20 protein-coding genes are annotated in these 21,243 nt (G+C 57.4%); 13 read left to right on the top strand and 7 right to left on the bottom strand.

Annotation, left to right across the window (positions count from 1 at the left end; all coding sequences use genetic code 11):
• Positions 1-35: 35 nt before the first annotated feature.
• Positions 36-593 carry a carboxymuconolactone decarboxylase family protein gene (locus tag PH5382_RS09780; protein ID WP_058334192.1) on the bottom strand — a complete coding sequence of 186 codons (558 nt, stop codon included), beginning with the start codon at positions 591-593 and terminating at the stop codon, positions 36-38.
• 291 nt (positions 594-884) lie between these two features.
• Here PH5382_RS09780 and PH5382_RS09775 point away from each other — a divergent pair, with 291 nt between their 5' ends.
• Entirely contained in the window at positions 885-1,475 is a 591-nt protein-coding gene (locus PH5382_RS09775) for a 2-hydroxychromene-2-carboxylate isomerase (protein ID WP_058334191.1), read from the top strand.
• A gap of 247 nt (positions 1,476-1,722) precedes the next feature.
• Here the strand turns inward: PH5382_RS09775 and PH5382_RS09770 are convergent, their stop codons facing one another.
• From PH5382_RS09770 to PH5382_RS09755, 4 genes are all read right to left on the bottom strand, one after another.
• Positions 1,723-3,027 carry an alpha/beta hydrolase family protein gene (locus PH5382_RS09770; protein WP_058334190.1) on the bottom strand — a complete coding sequence of 435 codons (1,305 nt, stop codon included), beginning with the start codon at positions 3,025-3,027 and terminating at the stop codon, positions 1,723-1,725.
• Positions 3,028-3,362: 335 nt separating this feature from the next.
• Positions 3,363-3,701 carry a carboxymuconolactone decarboxylase family protein gene (locus tag PH5382_RS09765; protein WP_058334189.1) on the bottom strand — a complete coding sequence of 113 codons (339 nt, stop codon included), beginning with the start codon at positions 3,699-3,701 and terminating at the stop codon, positions 3,363-3,365.
• A 12-nt stretch (positions 3,702-3,713) separates the two neighbouring features.
• Positions 3,714-4,475, bottom strand: coding sequence for an amino acid ABC transporter permease (locus PH5382_RS09760; protein ID WP_058334188.1), 762 nt, complete (start codon positions 4,473-4,475; stop codon positions 3,714-3,716).
• A 15-nt stretch (positions 4,476-4,490) separates the two neighbouring features.
• On the bottom strand, positions 4,491-5,231 hold the full coding sequence (locus PH5382_RS09755; protein WP_058334187.1) for an amino acid ABC transporter ATP-binding protein: 741 nt from the start codon (positions 5,229-5,231) through the stop codon (positions 4,491-4,493).
• A 159-nt stretch (positions 5,232-5,390) separates the two neighbouring features.
• Here PH5382_RS09755 and PH5382_RS09750 point away from each other — a divergent pair, with 159 nt between their 5' ends.
• From PH5382_RS09750 to PH5382_RS09705, 10 genes are all read left to right on the top strand, one after another.
• The gene (locus PH5382_RS09750; protein ID WP_058334186.1) at positions 5,391-6,161 is read left to right on the top strand and encodes a transporter substrate-binding domain-containing protein; all 771 of its coding nucleotides are present in this window, start codon (positions 5,391-5,393) and stop codon (positions 6,159-6,161) included.
• A 353-nt stretch (positions 6,162-6,514) separates the two neighbouring features.
• Positions 6,515-7,690 (top strand): MHYT domain-containing protein, encoded by a 1,176-nt coding sequence (locus PH5382_RS09745; protein WP_058334185.1) that lies wholly within the window; start codon positions 6,515-6,517, stop codon positions 7,688-7,690.
• Between the two features lie 166 nt (positions 7,691-7,856).
• On the top strand, positions 7,857-8,711 hold the full coding sequence (locus PH5382_RS09740) for an FAD binding domain-containing protein (RefSeq protein WP_058334184.1): 855 nt from the start codon (positions 7,857-7,859) through the stop codon (positions 8,709-8,711).
• Positions 8,712-8,723: 12 nt separating this feature from the next.
• A complete protein-coding gene (locus PH5382_RS09735; protein WP_058334183.1) occupies positions 8,724-9,233 on the top strand; it encodes a (2Fe-2S)-binding protein in 510 nt (169 codons plus the stop codon).
• The gene (locus PH5382_RS09730; protein WP_058334182.1) at positions 9,230-11,647 is read left to right on the top strand and encodes an aerobic carbon-monoxide dehydrogenase large subunit; all 2,418 of its coding nucleotides are present in this window, start codon (positions 9,230-9,232) and stop codon (positions 11,645-11,647) included. The genes PH5382_RS09735 and PH5382_RS09730 overlap by 4 nt, the downstream gene beginning before the upstream one ends.
• A 77-nt stretch (positions 11,648-11,724) precedes the next feature.
• Positions 11,725-12,615 carry an AAA family ATPase gene (locus PH5382_RS09725; RefSeq protein ID WP_058334181.1) on the top strand — a complete coding sequence of 297 codons (891 nt, stop codon included), beginning with the start codon at positions 11,725-11,727 and terminating at the stop codon, positions 12,613-12,615.
• On the top strand, positions 12,612-13,802 hold the full coding sequence (locus PH5382_RS09720; RefSeq protein ID WP_058334180.1) for a vWA domain-containing protein: 1,191 nt from the start codon (positions 12,612-12,614) through the stop codon (positions 13,800-13,802). Before PH5382_RS09725 ends, PH5382_RS09720 begins: the two co-directional genes overlap by 4 nt.
• Complete coding sequence (locus tag PH5382_RS09715; protein WP_058334179.1) at positions 13,799-14,593, top strand: XdhC family protein; 795 nt, start codon at positions 13,799-13,801, stop codon at positions 14,591-14,593. The genes PH5382_RS09720 and PH5382_RS09715 overlap by 4 nt, the downstream gene beginning before the upstream one ends.
• A gap of 110 nt (positions 14,594-14,703) precedes the next feature.
• A complete protein-coding gene (locus tag PH5382_RS09710; protein ID WP_058334178.1) occupies positions 14,704-15,168 on the top strand; it encodes a CoxG family protein in 465 nt (154 codons plus the stop codon).
• Positions 15,169-15,494: 326 nt separating this feature from the next.
• Positions 15,495-17,411: a methyl-accepting chemotaxis protein gene (locus PH5382_RS09705; protein ID WP_058334177.1), complete on the top strand. Its 1,917-nt coding sequence runs from the start codon at positions 15,495-15,497 to the stop codon at positions 17,409-17,411.
• A gap of 201 nt (positions 17,412-17,612) precedes the next feature.
• Here PH5382_RS09705 and PH5382_RS09700 read toward each other — a convergent pair whose 3' ends face one another.
• Positions 17,613-18,068, bottom strand: a complete 456-nt coding sequence (locus PH5382_RS09700; RefSeq protein WP_058334176.1) for a response regulator — start codon at positions 18,066-18,068, stop codon at positions 17,613-17,615.
• Positions 18,069-18,311: 243 nt separating this feature from the next.
• Positions 18,312-18,689: a DUF983 domain-containing protein gene (locus tag PH5382_RS09695; protein ID WP_082645628.1), complete on the bottom strand. Its 378-nt coding sequence runs from the start codon at positions 18,687-18,689 to the stop codon at positions 18,312-18,314.
• A 209-nt stretch (positions 18,690-18,898) separates the two neighbouring features.
• Between PH5382_RS09695 and PH5382_RS09690 the strand changes: the two genes are divergently transcribed.
• Both PH5382_RS09690 and PH5382_RS09685 read left to right on the top strand, forming a co-directional pair.
• Entirely contained in the window at positions 18,899-20,299 is a 1,401-nt protein-coding gene (locus tag PH5382_RS09690) for an aminotransferase-like domain-containing protein (RefSeq protein WP_058334175.1), read from the top strand.
• A gap of 55 nt (positions 20,300-20,354) precedes the next feature.
• Complete coding sequence (locus PH5382_RS09685; protein WP_058334174.1) at positions 20,355-21,221, top strand: DMT family transporter; 867 nt, start codon at positions 20,355-20,357, stop codon at positions 21,219-21,221.
• Positions 21,222-21,243: the final 22 nt, after the last annotated feature.

The raw sequence follows: 21,243 nt of genomic DNA, 5'->3' as shown, positions 1-21,243 counted from the left end.
GGATCAGTCATGCTGTTTCAGTCAGACTGTGTCCGCTATGCAGCGGCCTTGCGCCAGTCAAATTGCTGGAACGGTTTGTCGACGGGGGTCTTGGCAAGGTGGTTGGTGTAGTTCGACAGGATTTTTTGCGAATACCCCAGGACCACCTCCAGAATATTGCGCCGGGTGAAACCTGCATCCAGAAAGGCCTGTATTGAGGCATCATCGACATTGCCGCGGTCGCGGACAAGTTTCAGGGTGAAATCACGCAGAGCTTCCAGCCGTGGGGTCGGCAGCGGTGTTTCATTGCGTAGTGCATCTGAAATCGCGTCGTCCACCCCCATGCTTTTGGCGATGCCGGTGTGGGCAGGCACACAGTAGTGGCAGTTGTTCTCGACGTTGATCGTCTGCCAAACCACGGTGAGTTCATCCTTATCAAAGCTTGAGTTTTCGAACTGCTCATGCACCTGAAAATAGGCCTGCAACAGGCCGGGGGCCTCGGCCATGACACCGTAGAGACCTGGAATCATGCCATAATCGGCTTTGGCTTTGGCCAGCAGAGGTTTTGCTGCGTCGGGGGCAGTTGTTTCGTTGTGGATTGTGAACTCGGTCATGGTGACCTCCTGAGGTTGCTTGGAAACTGATGACGCCGAGATAGGAGGATTTGAGTGATTGCTCAATAGTTATATTTTAGTGATCACTCAAATGTGACGACGCATAGGTCAAAGCCTCTTGGCTGCAATGTGTCTGCGACACTCGATCTTCGGCAGTTGATCTTCGGACTGTGGAACCCGTGTCGAAAAAATTGCCAGAATCTGATTGTCTGTGTGGGGCTTTCGACCTACCAATTCGAAAGGTAATTGCCGTCCACGCGATGAAACTAGGGGGTAGAAAGAAGTGCTGCCATGATCAAATCGCTAGATTTCTTTTTTGATTTTGCCTCGCCTTACGGCTTTCTTGCGGCCCGCAAACTGTCCGCTCTGGCAGAAAATATTGGCCGCGACATTAATTGGCGCCCTTTTCTGATCGGAGTGGTCTATCAGGCGCATGGGTCAACGCCCCTTAGCCACCCGTTGAAAGAGGAATACATGTTCACCGATGCGTTCCGGCGCGCCAAACTGGACGGCATTGAAAGGATGAACAAACCGGAAAATTTCCCGGCGCATTCGGTTCCACCTTCCCGACTGACCTATTGGATTGAACGTGAGGCCCCTGACAGGGTGTCCGATTTTGTCGTGGCCGCCTACCAGGCCTATTGGACCGGCGGTGGCGACACGTCGGATATGGCGGCGGCATTGGATGTAGCAGAGGCGCTGGGCTTTGACCGCCAAAAGGCGCTGGCCGGTATGGAGAGCCCAGAGATAAAGGGTCGTCTGCGAGCAGTCACCGATGAGGCACTGGAGCGGGGGGTATTTGGATCTCCATTCATCCTGATCGACGATCAACCCTATTGGGGTGGCGACAGGTTTGCGGATATTGAAACGCTCCATGGGTGACATCGTCGGCCACCTAGGCATGCGCTGATAGCACTATGCCCTGGTGCTTGCCGGTGACGGGGGGACGGGTGGTTGCCAGCGGCGGCGTACAGAAGATCCGGCACACTAGGGCTATGCACTAGGTGGCAAAAAGAAGAGGGCATATGGAGTGGTTCCATATACCCTCGCTGTTTCAGCTGTCTTGTGGGATCAGACAATCGCGGACGCAGGAATTCCTACAGCCGTTCCGATTGGATGGGAGCGCCGCCTACTGGCCCTTTGGCAGGGTCTCAAAGCGCAGCCCCTGACCGGTGCGGGGGGCAAAACCTTTCCAATGGCTGTGCTCGGGTTGCTCGACACCGGCATCATCGACAGCGATCACACCCTCTGCGGCTACCGGAACCAGATCCAGATAGGCCGCCATGTCAGCATCCGATTTGAGGTGCAGGTCCATAAAGACCGTGGCGAAATGCTGGGCGATATTGTTCATCCGGTTGGTGTCCCACACGGCATCGGCGTAGTGCTCAAAGGGGATGAAATCCAGATTGTCCACAGGGGCCCAGCTTTCGATTGGGGCGGGCATTGGCGCGGCGGCATTGTGGTTGGCGGCATCAAAGGTCAGCAGGTGGCGCTCGGTGCTGGTCATACCCTCAAAGATCTTGCGCATGGCTGGATAGACAGAGACATCATCGACACTACCGGCCATCATCATCAGTGGCTTTTTGATGCCTGCCAGACCGGTTTCGTCCCAAAACCCGGTGTTCATGCCCCAGGGGCCGATGGCAATCACCGCCTTGACGCGAGGGTCGACTAGGTCGCTGTGACTTTCTGATCCGGCCTGATGGCGTGCCAGCAATCCAGCCGGTGTGCCCCAGCTATATTGGGTTGAGGCTTCGGTGACGCCGGCCCCGGCAAAGACCAAAGCCCCATAGCCGCCCATGGAATAGCCGATAACACCTGTCTGATCGGTGTTGATAATGGCCCCCAGTGGCCCATCCAGCGCCTGCATCTGATCAATGACGAACTTCTGGTCAATGGGGCGGTTCAGTAGGGTTGAACCAAAGGCAGCCTTGTCGGAATAGGTGCTGTCGCGGTGGTCGATGGAGACTGTCACATAGCCCTTGGTCGCAAGGTTTTCACCAAGATGGGACATCAGGTAGCGGTTGCCGGGGTAGCCATGTGAAATCACCACCAGCGGAAAGGTCTCTCCGTCAGCCGGGCTGGCATCGCGCGCTGCACGCCCGTGTAATGTGACCTCGGTCTTGCCGTCGCGCAAAATGGCCTGATAACTGCCGCCCGGCTGGGTCTCGGCGGCGGCCGGATACCAGACTTCGACGGTCAAATCGCGATCATAAAGCGGCTGATCCGCGTCTGTGGTGTTGAGGATGTCATGCTGGCCGGGATTGGTGAATTCCAGCGTCTGCACCCCGATCGGAAATGTGCCGAAGGCGGCCAGTTCCGGCGCATCGGGACGGATCCGGTCAATTCGGTTTTCACCAGCCAGCACCGCTGAGGACAGGGCCGTGGCTGCCAGTGCAAGCCCAACTCCGGTTGCGATAGATGTCTTGGTCATTGTGGTCTCCCTTTTGAACGTGCTGATGGCAGCAACCCGATGGATGCCTGCCGGGCATTTCTGCTACCGCCTGAGCGGCAGGAATGGCCTCTTTTCGGGCCGCAGTGTAACAGGGTGATGGCACAGACCTTCAAAAGGCAGCGCTTGTTCAAAGCTGCCGCCGGGGGGCGTGGATGTCTTGGTCGCAAGGCTGCGCGCGTCACTTAAGGACCATGACGCGATAGCAAACCCAGCAGGTCAAGCCGGGCAGTAGAGCCCGGCTCAATAACGCAGCGTTCATTCTACGGCTGCACAACTGAACGCGGTGTTTTGGAAAACTGCCCGCGCTGCGGCGTCTACGATTTTGAGAACCGGTCAAAGGCCGCCAGTGCCTTGGCGCTATAGGCAAAGGAAGGTCCTCCGCCCATATAGGTCGCCATCGACAGCGCCTCACAGAAAGCTTCGCGGCTGATGTTGAGCTGCACAAGTGCCCTGACGTGAAACCCGATGCAGCTGTCGCAACGAGTCGCGATGGCGATGCCAAGGGCCATGTATTCCTTAGTTACCTGGTCAAGTGCGCCGTCGGTCTTGGCGGCTTTGCCCATCAGCCCAAAACCCTGGACGGTGTCGGGGATTTCTTTTGACAAGGCGGCGATATCGCCCTCGATGTCCGTCATGAAGGTCTTCCAGTCCATGTTTTTGTCTCCTTAGTTGCGCTCGTCCGATCCCAGGCGGCGCTCCAGCCAGCGCACCCCGGCGCTGATGACCAGCACCAGCACCAGATATTCCAGGATAAGCAGGGAATAGATTTCCAGCGGGCGGTATTCTGTGACCACCAGCTCATTGGCCCGCCGTGTCAGCTCCTGCATGCCAATGACGCTGGCAAAGGCGCTCATCTTGACGATGTAGATGAACTGGTTGGCCAAAGGCGGCAGGATGCGCCGGATCGCTTGGGGCAGGATCACATAGCGCATGGTCTGAAGATAGTTGAGACCAATGGTCTGCGCCGCTTCGGTCTGCCCCCTGGCGATGGACTGGATACCGGCGCGAAAGATCTCGGCGGTAAAGGCGCTGTCGGACAGAGCCAGGGTGATAACTGCGCCCCAGAAGGGATCAATCGGGATGTCCAAACCCATCTCGCGAAAGATGATCGGCAGGCCGTAAAAGACCCAGAACAACATCGGCAGCAGGGGGATCGAGCGGACAAATTCAACATAGATCCTGTTGAGCAGCCGCCAGCCACGGTGCTTGGCAAGGCCGGGCAGGGCGACCACCAACCCCAGAGCGATAGAAATCACAGCGGCAATCAGCGAAATCACAATGGTGTCGCCCATGCCCGATATCAGGAACTTCACATTGGTCCAGCCGCTGGCGGTCATGGGATTGATAACGTACCACCCCCAGGTCGAGGAGCTGGAACAGCCGGTCAGAAACAAGAGCGGCACAAGCATAACGAACAGTTTTTTCATGTCTCTATTGCTCGCTCAATGTTGCAGGATCTGCGACAGGAATTTCTGACAGCGCACAGAGCGCGGGGCGCCAAAGAACTCTTCCGGGGTGCCGCGCTCGACGATTTCGCCACCATCCATAAAGATCATCTGATCTGCAACCCGCCGGGCAAAGCCCATCTCATGGGTGACAACCACCATGGTCATGCCGTCCTCGGCAAGCTCCACCATGACATCCAGCACCTCAGAGATCATTTCAGGATCCAGCGCCGAAGTCGGCTCATCAAACAACAGTACTTTGGGTTCCATGCACAGGGAGCGCGCGATGGCCACCCGCTGCTGCTGCCCGCCCGACAGTTGGCCGGGACGTTTCTTGGCCTGTTCCGGGATCTTAACCCGTTCCAAATAGTGCATCGCCCGTTCTTCTGCAGCCTGACGGCTGAGGCCACGAGCCTTGATCGGCCCCAGCGTGAGGTTTTCCAACACGCTGAGATGCGGAAACAGGTTGAATTGTTGAAACACCATGCCAACCTCAGACCGGATTGCGGCCACCGATTGCGGGTTATTGGTCAGCTCAACCCCATCGACTTTGATGCTGCCAGATTGGTGCTCTTCCAGCCGATTGATGCAACGCACCACGGTGGATTTCCCCGACCCGGACGGACCACAGATCACGGTTTTCTCACCGCTTCCGACCGAAAGGTCGATATCCTTCAGTACGTGAAAAGTGTCATACCATTTGTTGACACTGCGAAGTTCAATGGCAGCTGCGGGCATTAGCTGGCTTCTCCCTGACAGTCTTTACGTAGAAGCGTTTCTGAGGGCAGCCTCTGAGAAAAAAGTGATCTCGAAGGTGCTGTTATGCGTATCGATATAGCAGACATCCAATATACTACTAATACAAAGCAACCAGTTAGCAATCAGCAGGAGTGAATAATGAAAGGCTTTCTGAAAGTCATCGCGGCCGCCGCAATCAGCATGGGCTTGGCCGTCGGCGCGCAGGCACAATCTGCCTTGAATGAAATTCTCGACACTGGCGTTCTCAAGGTTGGGACCACCGGCGACTGGAACCCGATGTCGGTGCGCGATCCGGCCACCAACAGCTACAAGGGCTTTGATATCGACATCATGACAGAGCTGGCCAAGGATCTTGGCGTCGAGGTGGAATTTGTGCCAACCGATTGGAAAACACTGGTCAACGGAGTTGTGGCAGGGAAATACCATATCACCGGGTCGGCTTCTATCTCACCCGCCAGGATGAAAGTGGCTGGATTTTCAGAAAGCTATATCGCCGTCGAAATCTTTCCCTTCACCACAAAGGACAAGGCGGGTGGTTTCTCTGGCTACGAGTCCATCAATCAGCCGGGTGTAAAGGTTGCGACAACTCTGGGCACCACCTTCGAGAAGATGGCGCGTGAATGGTTCCCAAATGCCGATATTAAAGTGGTCGAAGCCCCGGCACGTGGCTTTCAGGAAGTTCTGTCCGGACGGGCGGATGTGTTCATAACGTCAAATATCGAGGGCTCCACATTGGAAGCGAAGTTTCCGGTGGTGCGCGTACCGGACACCGGTCCACGGTCTCCATCTCCCATCGCGATGCTGTTGCCGCAGGCCGATCAGGTCTGGATCAACTATGTGAACAACTGGGTGAAGGTGAAACAGGCCAAGGGCTTTTTTGCCGCAAATAGCGCAAAATGGGGCCTCTGAGGTTCTGCTGCTTGTTTGTCCGGCCCTAAGGAAGGGCCGGGCCAGCAGGTCGGAACAGGTCTTAATATTTGAAAAGCCAAAGAAAGGGCACCTCAACTTGTCTGAGCTCTATCTCTGAACTGCTCCTGATGAGGCTGGTTTTTGTTTTCTTCTGCTCAAACAGACATGCTGGGTCTGCCTGTTCAGATTGGTAGTGTGTGTTGGTTTTATTTTCATATCAATAGGTTGCTTTGTTTCTTTGTGGGTGGTTTGGCAATGCTACCAGGCCGACGAACAGTGGGAGATTGCTGCTTGACTGCGGGCTTGCTCTGCCGAAGATTGCGAAAAACACTCTGAGGCGATATTGAACCGACATGGCGTATTTGGACTATACACATAATCCAGGTCTGGTCGTGGCCTCGCTTCTGGTTGCGCTGATCGCTGGGTTCACGGGGCTTTCGCTGACCAAGGGGCTGTCAGAACGCGGGCTTTTGCAGCGCAAACTTTCGATTGCAATGGCTTCGATCGCGCTGGGCGGTGGGATCTGGTCGATGCATTTTGTTGCCATGCTGGGCATGCAGATGCCGACCCTGTTTTACTATGATGCTGCGGTCACGCTGGCTTCGGCTCTGGTTGCCATTCTGGTAGTCGGCATTGCGCTACTGATCCTGCATTTTCGTCCCCGTACCCCACAGATGCTGGTGCTGGCTGGCACTATCGTGGGGCTTGGGGTTCTGGCCATGCACTATATCGGCATGGCCGGTTTGGAACTGTGCCGGGCCCTTTATACGCCGTCAGGTGTAGCGCTGGCGGTGGTGTCCTCGGTGGCGTTTAATATCGCGGCCTTTGCCTGTGCTTATGGGCAACGCAGTCATCGCAATATCCTGCTCGGCACGGTCTGTTTTGGTGTCGCGGTGTTCGCGGTGCATTTTATTGCCCTGTGGGGAACCTCCTTTGTCGCGGTTGAAGCCAGCACTGAGGTGGGGCCGCTCATCGGCAATGAGGTCCTGGCGATCGGTGTGGTGCTGACCAGTTTTGCGCTGTGTGGAGCCTTATTGCTGACTGGAGTAACCTTTCTGACCCCGAGCCCGGCAGCCAAAGCGCACCCTTCAGAACGTGACAAGGCGCAAGAGCCATCCGGCGACAAGCCAACGGCAGAAAGTGCCAAAGCAGATGCTCAACCGTCACCAGCACCCGACACTGACACCCAACCGGTAACAACGACTCAAATCCCCTATGAGCAGGAAGGGCGCAGCTTTTTCTTTGATGCGAGCGCCGTGGCGGCAATCCGGGCCGAGGGGCACTACACGCACATCTATACCAAGACAGGCAAATTCTTCTGTGCTTGGTCTATCACCGAAGCGGAGAAACGCCTGTCTCCGGGGGTGTTCACCAAGACTCATCGCAGCTACCTGATCAACCCGGCCCATGTTGCCAGCTTTGAACGGCTCAAAGACAATGGCGTTTGCCACTTTGATCTGGCTGCTTTGCCTAAGGTTCCGGTGAGCCGGGCACGGCTCAAGCAGGTGCGCGCCGTCCTGGGAGTCTGAGCCGAAATCAGCTACAGAGCCTGCAATTGATGCGCGCATTTCGTGCAGCCACAGGCGCATTTCGTGCAGAAATCAGCGGTTTTCACTCAAAATCAATCGCTTAAAACGCCCTCGCGTCGGACCCTGACCTCCAGCCAGATCACTTGCATGGCAGGGAGGACAAGCAATGATACCAGCGGCGTTTGACTATTATCGCCCAACAGACATGGCAGGGGTGCTCGCACTTTTGCAACAACACGGGGATGACGCGCGCGTCATGGCGGGCGGGCACAGCCTGATCCCGATGATGAAACTGCGCATGGCCGAGGTGCCGCATCTGATCGACCTGCAGGATGTCGCAGGGCTGGATCAGATCTCGCTCAGCGCGGAGGAGATCACCTTGGGCGCCATGGTGACCCAGCATACCATCATCAATCATCCTGATCTTGTGCAGGCAGCACCCATCCTGCGCGAAGCGGCTTTGCAGATTGCCGATCCACAGGTGCGTTACATGGGAACCATCGGAGGCAATGTCGCCAACGGCGATCCCGGCAACGATATGCCGGGGCTGATGCAATGCCTCGATGCCAAGCTTACCCTGGTTGGCCCTGAAGGCGAACGTCAGGTTGCCGCCCGCGACTACTATGAAGCAGCCTATATGACAGATCGCGCCGATGACGAGGTTCTGGTCGCGATCACTATGCCGGTGCCGCAGGGCGGTTTTGCTTATGAAAAGCAAAAGCGTAAGATCGGCGATTATGCTACCGCTGCTGCCGCAGTCCAGATCGGCAAGGCCGATGGCAAGGTTGCGACCGCCTCTGTCGCCATGACCAATCTCAGCGACGTGCCAGTCTGGTCCGAGGCGGCCAATGCGGCCCTCGTTGGGACGGAATGTGCGCCGGAGGCGGTGAAAGCTGCTGTTGCTGCAATGCTGGGCGATATTGATCCCAGCGAAGACAACCGGGGCCCCGTGGCCTTCAAACGCCATGTGGCTGGTGTGGTTTTGACCCGCGCGATCAATCGCGCCTGGTCCCGCGCCTGAGGAGGATGAAAAATGTCTGACAAGATGCATATCAAGCTGACAGTAAACGGCGAGGGGCGCGAGTTTCTGGCCGAGCCGCGTGAGTTGTTGATCTACGCCCTGCGCGAGCACCTGAACATCACCGGTCCGCACGTCGGCTGTGACACCTCGCACTGCGGTGCCTGTACCGTTACGCTGAATGGCAAATCGGTAAAATCCTGCACCATGTTCGTGGGCCAGGCAAATGGTGCCGATATCACCACCGTCGAAGGTCTTGGCACGCCAGACGCGCTGCATGTGCTGCAAGAAAGTTTCCGCGAACACCACGGGCTGCAATGTGGCTTTTGCACACCGGGCATGATTACCCGCGCGGCCAAACTGCTGGAAGAAAACCCGACCCCGACCGAAGAAGACGTGCGCTTTGGCATGGCCGGCAATATCTGCCGCTGCACCGGATACCAGAACATCGTGAAATCCATTCTGGCTGCAGCCGACGAAATGAACGGCTCTGAGCAGGGCCAAACCGTGGAGGCGGCAGAATGAACGACCTGACACCAAACCGCGAGGAACGTACTGCCAATCTCAAAGGCATGGGCTGCGCCCGTAAGCGGGTCGAAGATGCCCGCTTTACCCAAGGCCAGGGCAACTATGTCGATGATGTCAAACTGCCCGGCATGCTACACGGCGATTTTGTCCGCTCTCCTTATGCTCATGCACGGGTAAAATCGATCAACAAAGAGGCCGCTCTGGCTTTGCCCGGCGTTGTTGCTGTGCTCACGGCAGAAGATCTGGCACCGCTGAACCTGCACTGGATGCCGACTCTTGCGGGCGACAAACAGATGGTTCTGGCTGATGGCAAGGTGCTGTTTCAGGGCCAGGAAGTGGCCTTTGTCGTGGCCAATGACCGCTACATCGCGGCAGATGCCGTGGAGCTGGTCGAAGTCGACTACGAAGAGCTGCCAGTGATCACCGATCCTTTTGAGGCTTTGCAATCCGATGTGGTTTTGCGCGAGGATCTGGCAGGCCAGACCGAGGGCGCGCATGGGCCGCGCAAGCACCACAACCACATCTTCACCTGGGAACAGGGCGACGAGGCCGCCACCAATCAGGTGATGGACTCTGCCGAAGTGGTCGCTGAAGAAAGCATGTACTACCACCGCACCCACCCCTGTCCTCTGGAGACTTGCGGTTCAGTTGCCTCGATGGACAAGGTCAATGGCAAGCTGACGCTTTGGGGCACCTTTCAGGCACCCCATGTGGTGCGTACGGTGGCCGCCCTGCTGTCGGGTATCGAAGAGCATAATATCCGGGTGATCAGCCCCGATATCGGCGGTGGTTTTGGTAACAAAGTCGGCGTCTACCCAGGCTATATCTGTTCCATCGTCGCCTCGATTGTCACTGGAAAGCCGGTGAAATGGGTCGAGGACCGGATGGAAAATCTGATGTCCACCGCCTTTGCCCGCGACTATTGGATGAAGGGCAAGATCTCTGCCACCAAAGAGGGTAAAATCACCGGTCTGCATTGCCATGTGACGGCAGACCATGGCGGCTTTGACGCCTGTGCCGACCCCACCAAATTCCCTGCCGGATTCATGAATATCTGCACCGGGTCTTATGACATTCCGGTGGCCTATCTTGGCGTTGACGGCGTTTATACCAACAAGGCACCGGGCGGGGTCAGCTATCGCTGTTCCTTCCGTGTGACTGAGGCGGTCTATTTTATCGAACGCATGATCGAAGTTCTGGCGATCGAGCTGGATATGGATGCCGCCGAGCTGCGTCGGATCAATTTCATCAAGAAAGAGCAGTTCCCATATACCGCCGCTCTGGGCTGGGAATATGACAGTGGCGACTATCACACCGCCTGGGACAAGGCGCTGAAAACCGTCGACTATGAGGGCCTGCGCGCGGAACAAGCCGAACGGGTCGAAGCCTTCAAGCGCGGTGAGACCCGCAAGCTGATGGGGGTTGGTCTCAGCTTCTTTACCGAAATCGTCGGTGCTGGCCCGGTGAAGAACTGCGATATCCTTGGTATGGGGATGTTTGACAGCTGTGAAATCCGCATCCATCCTACCGGATCGGCCATCGCACGCCTCGGCACCATCAGCCAGGGGCAGGGTCATGCGACCACCTTTGCCCAGATCCTCGCCAGCGAGATTGGTATTTCGGCGGACAGTATCACCATCGAAGAAGGTGACACCGACACGGCACCCTACGGGCTTGGCACCTATGGATCGCGTTCGACCCCAGTGGCGGGTGCTGCCACGGCGCTGGCGGGACGCAAGATCCGTGCAAAGGCGCAGATGATCGCGGCCTATCTGCTTGAGGTACACGATGACGACGTTGAATTCGACGTCGATCGCTTTGTGGTCAAAGGCGCGCCAGAACGCTTCAGCACCATGAAGGACATCGCCTATGCGGCCTATAATCAGGCCATTCCGGGCTTGGAGCCAGGGCTTGAGGCGGTGAGCTATTATGATCCGCCAAACATGACCTATCCCTTTGGTGCCTATGTCTGCGTGATGGATATTGACGTGGATACGGGTGTGCCTGAAATCCGTCGTTTTTACGCGCTGGACGACTGCGGCACCCGGATCAACCCTATGATCATCGAAGGTCAGGTCCATGGTGGTCTGACCGAGGCGCTGGCTGTCGCGCTGGGGCAAGAGATTGCCTATGATGATCTCGGCAACGTCAAGACCGGCACATTGATGGACTTCTTCCTGCCCACGGCCTGGGAAGTGCCCAACTATGAGACCGATTTCACCGTGACCCCCAGTCCGCATCACCCAATCGGGGCCAAGGGCGTTGGCGAAAGCCCGCATGTGGGCGGCGTGCCGTGTTTCTCCAATGCGGTGCAGGACGCGTTCCGCGCCTTTGGTCTGCGTCACACCAATATGCCCCATGATCACTGGCGCATCTGGCAGACCGCAAACAAGCTTGGCCTGCACGACTAGACCACCACTCACGCTCCACTCACGAAGGAGGCTGGCCTCAGGGCCAGCCTCATCCCACCGAGATTGAGACATTCAAGATGACCTGGACCACACTTAAAACTGCTCTGGCAGATCAGGGGTATATTGCCGGAGATGACCTTGCCATGGCGCTGCATCTGGCGCTGACGCTGGGCCGACCGCTGTTGCTGGAAGGCCCTGCCGGTGTGGGCAAAACCGAAGTCGCGCGGGTGTTGGCTGCCTTGAAAGAGACCCAGCTGATCCGGTTGCAATGCTATGAAGGGCTGGATGCGGGGCAGGCGATCTACGAATGGAACTATCAACGCCAGCTCTTGTCCATCCGCGCCGCAGCTGAGGCGGGTGAAACCGGCAAGACCCAATCTGCCACCGAAATTGAAAACCGGATCTTTTCCGAAGACTTCTTGCTGCAGCGCCCGCTGTTGCAGGCCATTCGGCAGGAGAAATCCCCTGTCTTGCTGGTCGATGAAGTCGACCGCGCCGACGAGGAATTCGAGGCCTACCTGCTTGAGGTGCTATCCGAATATCAGGTGACGGTGCCGGAACTGGGGACCATCACCGCAACCTCGCGCCCCATGGTGATCCTGACAGCCAATGGCACCCGCGATTTGAGCGACGCATTGCGGCGGCGGTGTCTCTATGCGCATCTGGACTATCCCGATGCCGCTGCTGAACGCGCGATCCTGTTGGCCCGCGCCCCTGAGATCGAGACGCGACTGGCGGCACAGATTGTCGGCTTTGTGCAGGCCCTGCGGCGCGAAGATCTTGAAAAGACACCTGGCATTGCCGAAATGCTGGATTTTGCCGCCGCGCTTATGGGGCTGGGGATTGCGGATTTGACGCAAGACCCTGTGACACTGCAGGCGAGCCTTGCGACCCTGTTGAAAACCGAGAACGATCGGGCTGCCATCAGCACCGAGATCAGCCAGCGTCTGGCAGGTAAGGCGGCATGAGCCGGGTCACCAGATTTGCGGCGCGTGACCCCGGTCCTGCCACCCGGATGGCCGGCTTTATGGCACATCTGCGCGCTCATGGGCTGCGGCTTGGCGTGAGTGAGACTGAGACAGGTTTAGCGGCATTGGCCGAAATCAAGGCAGCAGACCCGGCCGAGGCACGTCTGGCGCTGCGGGCGATCTGCACCGGATCGGCTGAGGATGCCACGCGCTTTGATGATCTGTTTGACGCCTTTTGGCTGAACGGTGGCCGGGTGACGCAACAGGTCCAAGCCTGCCCGCCTTCGGGCAATCTGGAACACAATCATTCCTCCCGCGAACTGCCGGGCACCGAACAGCAGGCAGAGGGTGCGGGGCAGGCCGTTGCGCCTGACAATGGCACCGATCATGACGCGCTTGCCGAAGGCGAGGGGCAGCTTGTTGCGACTGCGCAGGGGACCCGGATGAAGCAGGATCTGCGCGATTTGGTGCGCCCGGAAGATATCGCAGAGGCCGAGATCATTGCCCGGCGTCTGGGGACGGCCCTGCATCACCGTCGCTCGCGCCGCCGCAAGGCCGCTAACCGGGGCGATAAAATTCATTTCCGCAAGCTCATGCGCCAAAGCCTGGCAACCGGCGGCGAGCCATTGCGCCTGCCAAAGAAACAGCGCCCGGACCGTCCGCTAAAGATCGTGGCGCTCTGTGATGTGTCTGGATCGATGGGGCTTTATGCCCAAGTGTTTTTGGCCTTTCTGTCGGGGCTGATGCAGGCGGATGATGCGACGGATGCCTATCTGTTTCACACCCGTCTGGTGCGCGTTGCCGATGCGCTGCGCGACAAGGACCGACTGCGGGCCCTAGCACGTCTGTCGCTGCTTGCCGATGGCTTTGGCGGCGGCTCGCGGATCGGGGCTTCGCTGGACCAGTTTTCGCGGACCTATGCGCGGCGCTTTGTAGATGGTCGCACCGTGCTGCTGATCCTGTCGGATGGCTATGACACCGACCCGCCCCAACATCTGGCGGCCGCCCTTGCACGTCTGCGCAAACGCGGTTGCAAGATCATCTGGCTCAACCCTCTGAAGGGCTGGGCAGATTACGCCCCCGTGGCGCAGGGCATGGCCGCCGCCTTGCCATATCTCGATCTTTTTTATCCCGCCAACCGGCTGGCGGATCTCGCCGCCCTGGAACAGGAGCTTGCACGCCTATGACACCTGTAGACATCCACGACACTGATATCGAAGAGGCGACCCGTCGCCTGCGCGCCAAGGGAGAGCCCTTTGCGATTGCGACGGTGGTCCGCACTCTGGGGCTGACAGCGGCAAAACCCGGTGCCAAGGCAGTTCTGGGGGCGGATGGCAGTCTTGTGCAGGGCTGGATTGGCGGTGGATGCGTGCGATCTGCGCTGGCCCGTTCCGCGCGCGAATGCCTGCAGGCGGGAGGGCCGCAATTGATATCCCTGCATCCATCCGAAGTGCTGGCCGAGAAGGGTGTTGATGCAGGCGAGGATCACGACGGCATTCGTTTTGCCCGTAATGGCTGCCCCTCAAAGGGATCGATGGATATCTTTGTCGAACCGATTTTACCTCTGCCGGAATTGTTGATCTATGGGCGATCTCCTGTGGCGCTGGCCCTGTCAAAACTGGCGGAAGGCTTCCAGTGGGCGGTGCAGCCTGCTGTGGCAGGCAGCGGCCTTATCCCACTCCCAGAGGGCGCCCGCCGCATGGTGGTGGTTGCCACCCAGGGGCAGGGGGATCTGGATTGCCTAAAGGCGGCCTTGGACAGCAAAAGCGAATTCATCGCTTTTGTTGGCAGCAGGCGCAAATTCGCGGCCCTGTCACAGCGGCTGCAGGATTCTGGTGTGGCAGCCAGGCAGTTGGACCAGGTGCGCGCACCGGCTGGGTTGGCCATCGATGCCGTTACGCCGGATGAAATTGCCCTGTCGATCCTGGCCGAACTTATTCAACAACGCCGTCGCGACAGTCGCGAAGCTCCACAATGAAGGCGTTTCTAATGTTGGTGCGGGCCCGTTTTTGCACACCGTCGCTGAGCCCGGAACAGATCGAAATCTTGGCCAAAATCAAACTCCCATGCTGTTAACAAGGAAAATTCATGGAACTTACTGACGAAATCACCCTCAAGGCGCCTTTGGCCAAAGTCTATGCAGCGCTGAACGACCCTGAGGTTCTGCAACAGTGCATCCCGGGTTGCGAAGAGCTGATCCAGCATTCCGCGACGGATCTGGAAGCGAAAGTAGTGTTGAAGGTCGGGCCGGTAAAGGCGCGGTTCAGCGGCACGGTCCAACTGGATGTTTCTGGCGCGCCGGAGGCGTTTTCGCTGACGGGCCAGGGCAACGGTGGCGCTGCTGGGCATGCCAAAGGTGGCGCGCATGTGACCCTGCAAGAGCGGGATGGCAAGACCGTGCTGCGCTATGAGGCCAAAGCCGAGATCGGTGGGAAACTGGCACAGCTTGGCAGTCGCCTGATCCAGAGCACCGCAAAAAAACTGGCGTCAAAGTTCTTTTTGAAATTTGCCGAGATCGTGGATCAGGACGTCTCAGCCTCGCTTGATGCTTAGCGGTCAAATTTTTGGATGGCCTCGAAGGCCGAGGCCATCCGGATGTGGGCTCAGATCACGGGTTAGCGTGGAGAAGGTCCAAAACGATTTCCGGGAATTGAGACAAAGCTGCATTTTTGCTTCATTTTTTCAAGTGAGTCGCGAGGCCTGCCGACGGATGTGTCTGGAAGGTTGAAATCTCCTAAAGGGAGATGAACATTTGCCGAGCGGACACAATTTTCGGACGTGTTTTCAATGGGGGGAACGAGAAAAAGGTCCGAATAATGGAATATTAGGAGAGTTGCCGTAGGCCAGTAGACCAGTACTACATCAAAGGACCTTCCAAAATGCCACAGCTTCTCTTCCGATTGCCCATACGGATCTATGCCCTTGCGGCCCTTGCGGTCAGTTTGGCCGCGCTGCTGACGTTTGTTTTGTTGTCCCGTGCCGTGGATAATGCCTACGAGATGCGGGAAAAAGAGCTCGACAGCCTTAGCAATGCGATGGTCAGCATCCTGGCCAATTTGGACGAGCAAGTGCAAGCTGGGACGCTCACCCTGGAAGAAGCCCAGGCAAAGGGCAAGGAGCAGATTGAACTGGTTCGGTTCGGTGCTGCGGGCTATTTCTTTGCGTTTGATGAAAACAATGTCATGCGAGCCCATGCGGTAGCCAAGCAGCTGATTGGGAACGTTCAAACCGATTTTGAAGACGTAAATGGCGTTATGGTCTTCCAGGAATTCAATAAAGTAGTCCAGGCCAATGGCAGTGGCGCGGTCGTTTATCATTTCAATAAACCGGATTCCGACGTTCAGCAGGCCAAAATGGGCTATGTTAAGCTCTTTGAACCTTGGGGCTGGATTATCGGTACAGGTGCCTATGTCGAAGACATCAATGCTGAACTGAGCATCATGCGCTGGACCGCGATCGGATCTCTGACAATCAGCCTGATTATTCTGGTGATTGGCGCCGCCGTTATCACGCGTAGTGTGACGAACCCTGTAAATGCCTTGAAGCACCGGATGCACACCATGGCGGACGGGGACACAGACAGTGCGATCCCGGCCACAACCAACAAAAGTGAAATTGGTGATATGGCGCGGACGCTGGATATTTTCCGCGAGTCCCTGAGTCGCCAAAAAGAGTTGGAAAATGAACAGAAAGTCCGCGAACAGGAACAGTCAGATGTTGTCACAACCCTGAGTGAACGCCTCGCGTCCCTGTCGCAGGGTGATCTGACGATCAAAATTGGCGATGATTTCCCGGCTGACTATGGCCAGCTGCGTCGGGATTTTAACCAGACGGTAGAAACCCTGAGCGGCACAGTCTCTAAGATGGTCGAAGCCACCGGATCTATCCGCAGTGGCGCCGCAGAAATTAGCCAAGCCTCTGATGATTTGTCGCATCGCACCGAAAGCCAGGCAGCAACGCTGGAAGAAACAGCTGCGGCACTGGACGAGCTGACAGCTAGCGTGAAATCCGCTGCCGAAGGCGCACGCAGCGTCGAGGCCACCATGGAGGCGGCCAAGCAGGAGGCTGAAGTTAGCGGTGAAGTGGTGCAAAGCGCTGTTGCTGCCATGACCGAGATCGAGCAGAGCTCGAACCATATTGGCCAGATCATCTCGGTGATTGACGACATTGCTTTCCAGACCAACCTTCTGGCTCTGAACGCCGGGGTCGAAGCGGCACGCGCCGGTGAGGCCGGTAAGGGCTTTGCGGTTGTCGCCTCCGAGGTGCGCGCTCTGGCGCAGCGCTCTTCGGATGCGGCGATGGAAATCAAAACGCTGATCGACGACAGCTCGAAACAGGTTGGCCGCGGCGTTGATCTGGTGGGCAAGGCAGGCGAGGCGCTGAACAGCATTGTCGGTCAGGTGAGCCATATCTCTAAGCTGGTCTCTGGCATTGCCGAAGGGGCAGTGGAGCAGTCTACCGGCCTGAACGAGATCAATACCGGTGTGACCCAGCTGGACCAGGTGACCCAGCAGAATGCCGCCATGGTCGAGCAGGCCACTGCCGCCGGGCATCTGTTGAACGCGGATTCCACGAAACTGGCAGAGTTGATTTCGGCCTTCAAGATCGATGGCAGCAGCCCTGTGTCACAGATGCAGAGAGACATGGCCCCTGCGGGTCCGGAGGCCGCCCCTTCAGCCCCGTCCGCACATGGTGAGGGCGACTGGGACCTCGATGAGGTCACACCTGCGCCGGCAGCCGCTGTTGGTGGTGGCGCAGACGGCAATGCTGCCAAGGACCTTTGGCAGGACTTCTGATTGCCGAGCACCAGGTAAAAAACACGAGAGGTGGCAGAGCAATCTGCCACCTCTTTTTCTGTGATGGCAGCAATTGAAAAATTCCGAAAAGTGCTCTGCAAAAAATGCACAGTAGCCTTTTTGCCCTAGGCAGACTTTGAGACAGGAGGCAGCTGGCGGATATGTTCAGGGTAGGCCTTAGGATGTGCCTGCAGGCGCGTGTCAGGAGGCGAGTGCCAGAAGAGCATTTCGTTCTTCGTCGAGAACCCGTTTCAATGTTTCCATTTCAACCGGTTTGTAGAGATTGCGCCCTACAGCCAGATTTCTGGCCCGCGCCATGAGCTTAGCCGCCAGCATCGGCGCATCTGCGCCGCCGGTCATGAATCTGAACCGAAGTGGCCGATCAATATCCACCAAAAGCTCGATGACTTCGATGCCGTCTAATTCTGGCATATGGATGTCCACAAGTGCCACGGCTGGGCAGGTCTCTGACATCAGTCCCTTCACGAGCTCATTGCCATTTGCAAAAATCTCGACCGACCATCCCTGTCGCTCAGCAACCGTGGCGAGGTAGCCAGCAAAATCGGCATTGTCATCAGCAATATAGAGTTTACTTACAGGCACCCCGAAACACACCCAATCAAAACCACAACACACATATATTTTATAGGGCGGCACCGGTCGATATCAAACTGAATTCCAAGAGGTTTTCCCTCATTTGCCGTCAGTTTTGGGCGCAATTCGTGAGCGCTGCGTAAAAAATAACCGCCGCCAGGATAAAGCTATGCTTCCGGGTGACGGGAGGTAGACAGGAGATACTTGGCTCCAGGTGCCGGGCAATGCCATTTGGTCTCGTAGGGGCGGGCCTGTGTATATGCCTCCGTGGATTGAGGCATCAAGGTCTGTTGGGGAGCGGTTTTGCTAGAAGCCGTGCATTCTCTTGGCCCATTGATAGGCGACGACTAGGCCTTTCATGCGGGGCAAAAGCCAAAGCGAAGCAGTGATTGTCACGGCAGACATGATCAATGCCAGGGTCAGCGGGTCGGGACGAAGGCTGGTGTAAACAATGTGCAGCACAAACCCCAGAACGTGCCCGACAAGCAGAATGGTCAGGTAGGCAGGGCCGTCGTCGGCTCGATTGTGGTGCAGTTCCAAGCCGCAGCAATCGCAGCTGTCTTTGACCTTTAGGTAGCTGCGCAAGAGTTTGCCTTCGCCGCATTTGGGACAACGCAGCCGCAACCCGCGCAGGATCGCTGGCTTCCAGTCGCGCGGACTTTCCTCCAGTTGCGATTGCGACATTTCGGATCCGGCATCTGTGAGCTTGGCATTTGTCATGATGGTGACTCCCTGCTGATGCTGGCGGTGTAGATTGATCTGAAATTGAATGCAATCATTGATCCGATCAATCTGATTGTATTTTTGCGAGCTTCTGCTATTGTGATCAAATGAGAGCCGCCGATCCACAGAGGCCGGGGCTGTGCTAACGGACCGTTTGGGGGAGAGTCGCGATGAAGCAATGGAGCCCGACGCTGTTGATGTCCGGCCTGACATCAGGCAAGCCCCGCTATCTCGAAATCGCCGAGGCCATTCGCACTGATATCGAAGCCGGGATCTTGAAACCCGGTGACCGCTTGCCGCCGCAACGTGGTATCGCCCAGGAAATTGGTGTTGATTTCTCAACTGTATCAAGAGGCTATGCAGAATCCGTGCGGCGCGGGGATATCGAAAGCTTTGTCGGTCGCGGAACTTTTGTGCGCCACCCAGAAACCCCAGGCGTGTTGCCGGTAGAAGCCGAACAGCCCGACCCACGCCGGGTTCTGGAAGAAGATCCAATGATGAACATGCCGCCGGAGCCGGATGATCCGGGTTTGGTTGCCCGCATGAGTCAGGCCCTGACGCATGTGTCGGCCAATTTGGTGCCTTTGTTACGCTATCAATCCGTAATCGGTAGTGCTTCGGATCGCGATATTGCCCGCAACTGGATGCAGACAAATGGAATGACTTCTGAACCAGAGCGCTTTGCTATCACCCCGGGTGCACATGCCAGCATCTACGCGATTCTGACACTTCTGACGGAGCCCGGTCAAACTGTCCTGTGCGAAACCCTGACCTATCCCGGCATCCGCTCCATCGCTGTCCGGCTGGGCCTTAAACTGGTCGGGGTGCCGAGTGATGCCGAAGGGGTGAAACCGGATGCGTTGGAGCGTGCCATCAAGGAGAACTGGCCTGCGGCGCTCTATCTCAATCCGACATTGCAGAATCCGACCACAGCCACAGTGACAGCCGGGCGCCGCGCCGAATTGGCCGAGGTTCTGGAGCGTTTTGATTTGCAACTGATCGAGGATGACGCCTATCGGTTCGTCGCTTCCGATGCGCCGCAGCCCCTGTCCCATCAGTTGCCGGATCTGGCCTGGCATGTGGCGGGGATTTCCAAATGTTTCGGTGCCGGGTTGCGACTTGCCTATACCACGGTGCCGCAGCGGGCCGAAATGGGGCGGTTTTCTCAGGCTCTGCGTAGCATGAATGTGATGGCTTCTCCCATTAGTCTGGCGCTTATGGGGCGCTGGATCGAGGATGGCACTGCCACAGAAATCCAGAACTTTGTGCGCCGTGCTGCGGCTGAACGGCAGGCATTGGCGGAGGAAATACTGACAGGCTGTTTTGTAAAAGGCGCGCCGGAGGCTTTTAATCTCTGGGTCGAGTTGCCCCGCGGCACCAATCGGGCCGAAGTCATGGGGCGGATGGCCAACCGTCAGATCGGCATCATGCCAAGCGATGCCTTTGCGGTATCGGATCAGCCACAAGAGGCGCTGCGCGTCTGTCTGGGTGGCCCCATCAGCCTGACACAGCTGCGTGAGGATTTGATAGCGCTGCGCGATGCCATCCTGCGCAAGGATTGGCTGGGGTGAAGCCTCCGCTCCTTGCGCATTGCACTCTCAGATCACAGACCTTCAGGAAACTGTCATGACACCCAATATTTCGATGCAAACATTAGGCGCGGTCGTGCTGGCGATGACCCTCATTGTAATTGGTGATGCTGCCGGTAAGGCGCTGACTGCGGACGGCTTTAATCCGATTTTTGTGGCATGGGCGCGGTTTGCAGTGGCAGCATTGGTGATGTTGCCATTTTCAGGTCTGACAAGGGCAGAGCTGCGTGCCTTTGTGGATTGGCGCATCATCCTGCGGGCGCTGCTGATCGTGGGCGGAATTTCCTGTATCCTCACCGCCCTGAAAACCGAGCCGATCGCCAATGTCTTTGGCGGTTTTTTCGTCGGGCCGATCATTGCATTTATCCTGTCGGCCCTGTTGCTCAAAGAACGGGCGAGCCTGGGGCGGGCAGCAATGTTGCTGGTCAGCTTTGGCGGGGTGCTTTTGGTGGTCAGGCCGGGGTTCGGAATGCAGGTTGGCATGGGGTATGCGGTTTTGGCGGGCTGCTTTCACGGCTCGTTCCTTGTGGCGACACGCTGGCTTGCAGGTCGCTACCGACCGCGCGTGCTGTTGTTTTCGCAGCTGGCCATTGGGGGAGTGGTTTTGCTGCCCTTTTGTTTTGCAAGCATGCCGCAGAGTTTTGATCTGCAAGGCTCCAGTCTGATCCTGATCAGCGCCTTGGGATCTGCGGCGGGCAACTATCTATTGGTGCGCGTCAACCGCCATACGCCTGCCAATGTTGTGGCGCCACTGGTCTATAGCCAGCTTTTGGCCGCCACGATTATTGGATTTGTCGTCTTTGGTGATTTGCCCGATTCTGTGGCACTGGCCGGGTTGGCAGTCATCATCCTGTCGGGGCTCTCCTCGCTCTGGCTGGCGGGGCGACCGGTTGCGCGGGCCTGACTATGGGGGAGCCTGAGAAGGC

It is taken from the genome of Phaeobacter sp. CECT 5382, assembly GCF_001457775.1.
Classification (GTDB): domain Bacteria; phylum Pseudomonadota; class Alphaproteobacteria; order Rhodobacterales; family Rhodobacteraceae; genus Pseudophaeobacter.
The sequence above is the reverse complement of the archived record's forward strand: the minus strand, read 5'-3'. Positions and strand labels throughout refer to the sequence as shown.

Excerpts from the sequence above, each read along its gene's own strand:
- PH5382_RS09780 (WP_058334192.1), bottom strand. The coding sequence starts at position 593 with ATGACCGAGTTCACAATCCACAACGAAACAACTGCCCCCGACGCAGCA.
- PH5382_RS09775 (WP_058334191.1), top strand. The coding sequence starts at position 885 with ATGATCAAATCGCTAGATTTCTTTTTTGATTTTGCCTCGCCTTACGGC.
- PH5382_RS09770 (WP_058334190.1), bottom strand. The coding sequence starts at position 3,027 with ATGACCAAGACATCTATCGCAACCGGAGTTGGGCTTGCACTGGCAGCC.
- PH5382_RS09765 (WP_058334189.1), bottom strand. The coding sequence starts at position 3,701 with ATGGACTGGAAGACCTTCATGACGGACATCGAGGGCGATATCGCCGCC.
- PH5382_RS09760 (WP_058334188.1), bottom strand. The coding sequence starts at position 4,475 with ATGAAAAAACTGTTCGTTATGCTTGTGCCGCTCTTGTTTCTGACCGGC.
- PH5382_RS09755 (WP_058334187.1), bottom strand. The coding sequence starts at position 5,231 with ATGCCCGCAGCTGCCATTGAACTTCGCAGTGTCAACAAATGGTATGAC.
- PH5382_RS09750 (WP_058334186.1), top strand. The coding sequence starts at position 5,391 with ATGAAAGGCTTTCTGAAAGTCATCGCGGCCGCCGCAATCAGCATGGGC.
- PH5382_RS09745 (WP_058334185.1), top strand. The coding sequence starts at position 6,515 with ATGGCGTATTTGGACTATACACATAATCCAGGTCTGGTCGTGGCCTCG.
- PH5382_RS09740 (WP_058334184.1), top strand. The coding sequence starts at position 7,857 with ATGATACCAGCGGCGTTTGACTATTATCGCCCAACAGACATGGCAGGG.
- PH5382_RS09735 (WP_058334183.1), top strand. The coding sequence starts at position 8,724 with ATGTCTGACAAGATGCATATCAAGCTGACAGTAAACGGCGAGGGGCGC.
- PH5382_RS09730 (WP_058334182.1), top strand. The coding sequence starts at position 9,230 with ATGAACGACCTGACACCAAACCGCGAGGAACGTACTGCCAATCTCAAA.
- PH5382_RS09725 (WP_058334181.1), top strand. The coding sequence starts at position 11,725 with ATGACCTGGACCACACTTAAAACTGCTCTGGCAGATCAGGGGTATATT.
- PH5382_RS09720 (WP_058334180.1), top strand. The coding sequence starts at position 12,612 with ATGAGCCGGGTCACCAGATTTGCGGCGCGTGACCCCGGTCCTGCCACC.
- PH5382_RS09715 (WP_058334179.1), top strand. The coding sequence starts at position 13,799 with ATGACACCTGTAGACATCCACGACACTGATATCGAAGAGGCGACCCGT.
- PH5382_RS09710 (WP_058334178.1), top strand. The coding sequence starts at position 14,704 with ATGGAACTTACTGACGAAATCACCCTCAAGGCGCCTTTGGCCAAAGTC.
- PH5382_RS09705 (WP_058334177.1), top strand. The coding sequence starts at position 15,495 with ATGCCACAGCTTCTCTTCCGATTGCCCATACGGATCTATGCCCTTGCG.
- PH5382_RS09695 (WP_082645628.1), bottom strand. The coding sequence starts at position 18,689 with ATGTCGCAATCGCAACTGGAGGAAAGTCCGCGCGACTGGAAGCCAGCG.
- PH5382_RS09690 (WP_058334175.1), top strand. The coding sequence starts at position 18,899 with ATGAAGCAATGGAGCCCGACGCTGTTGATGTCCGGCCTGACATCAGGC.
- PH5382_RS09685 (WP_058334174.1), top strand. The coding sequence starts at position 20,355 with ATGACACCCAATATTTCGATGCAAACATTAGGCGCGGTCGTGCTGGCG.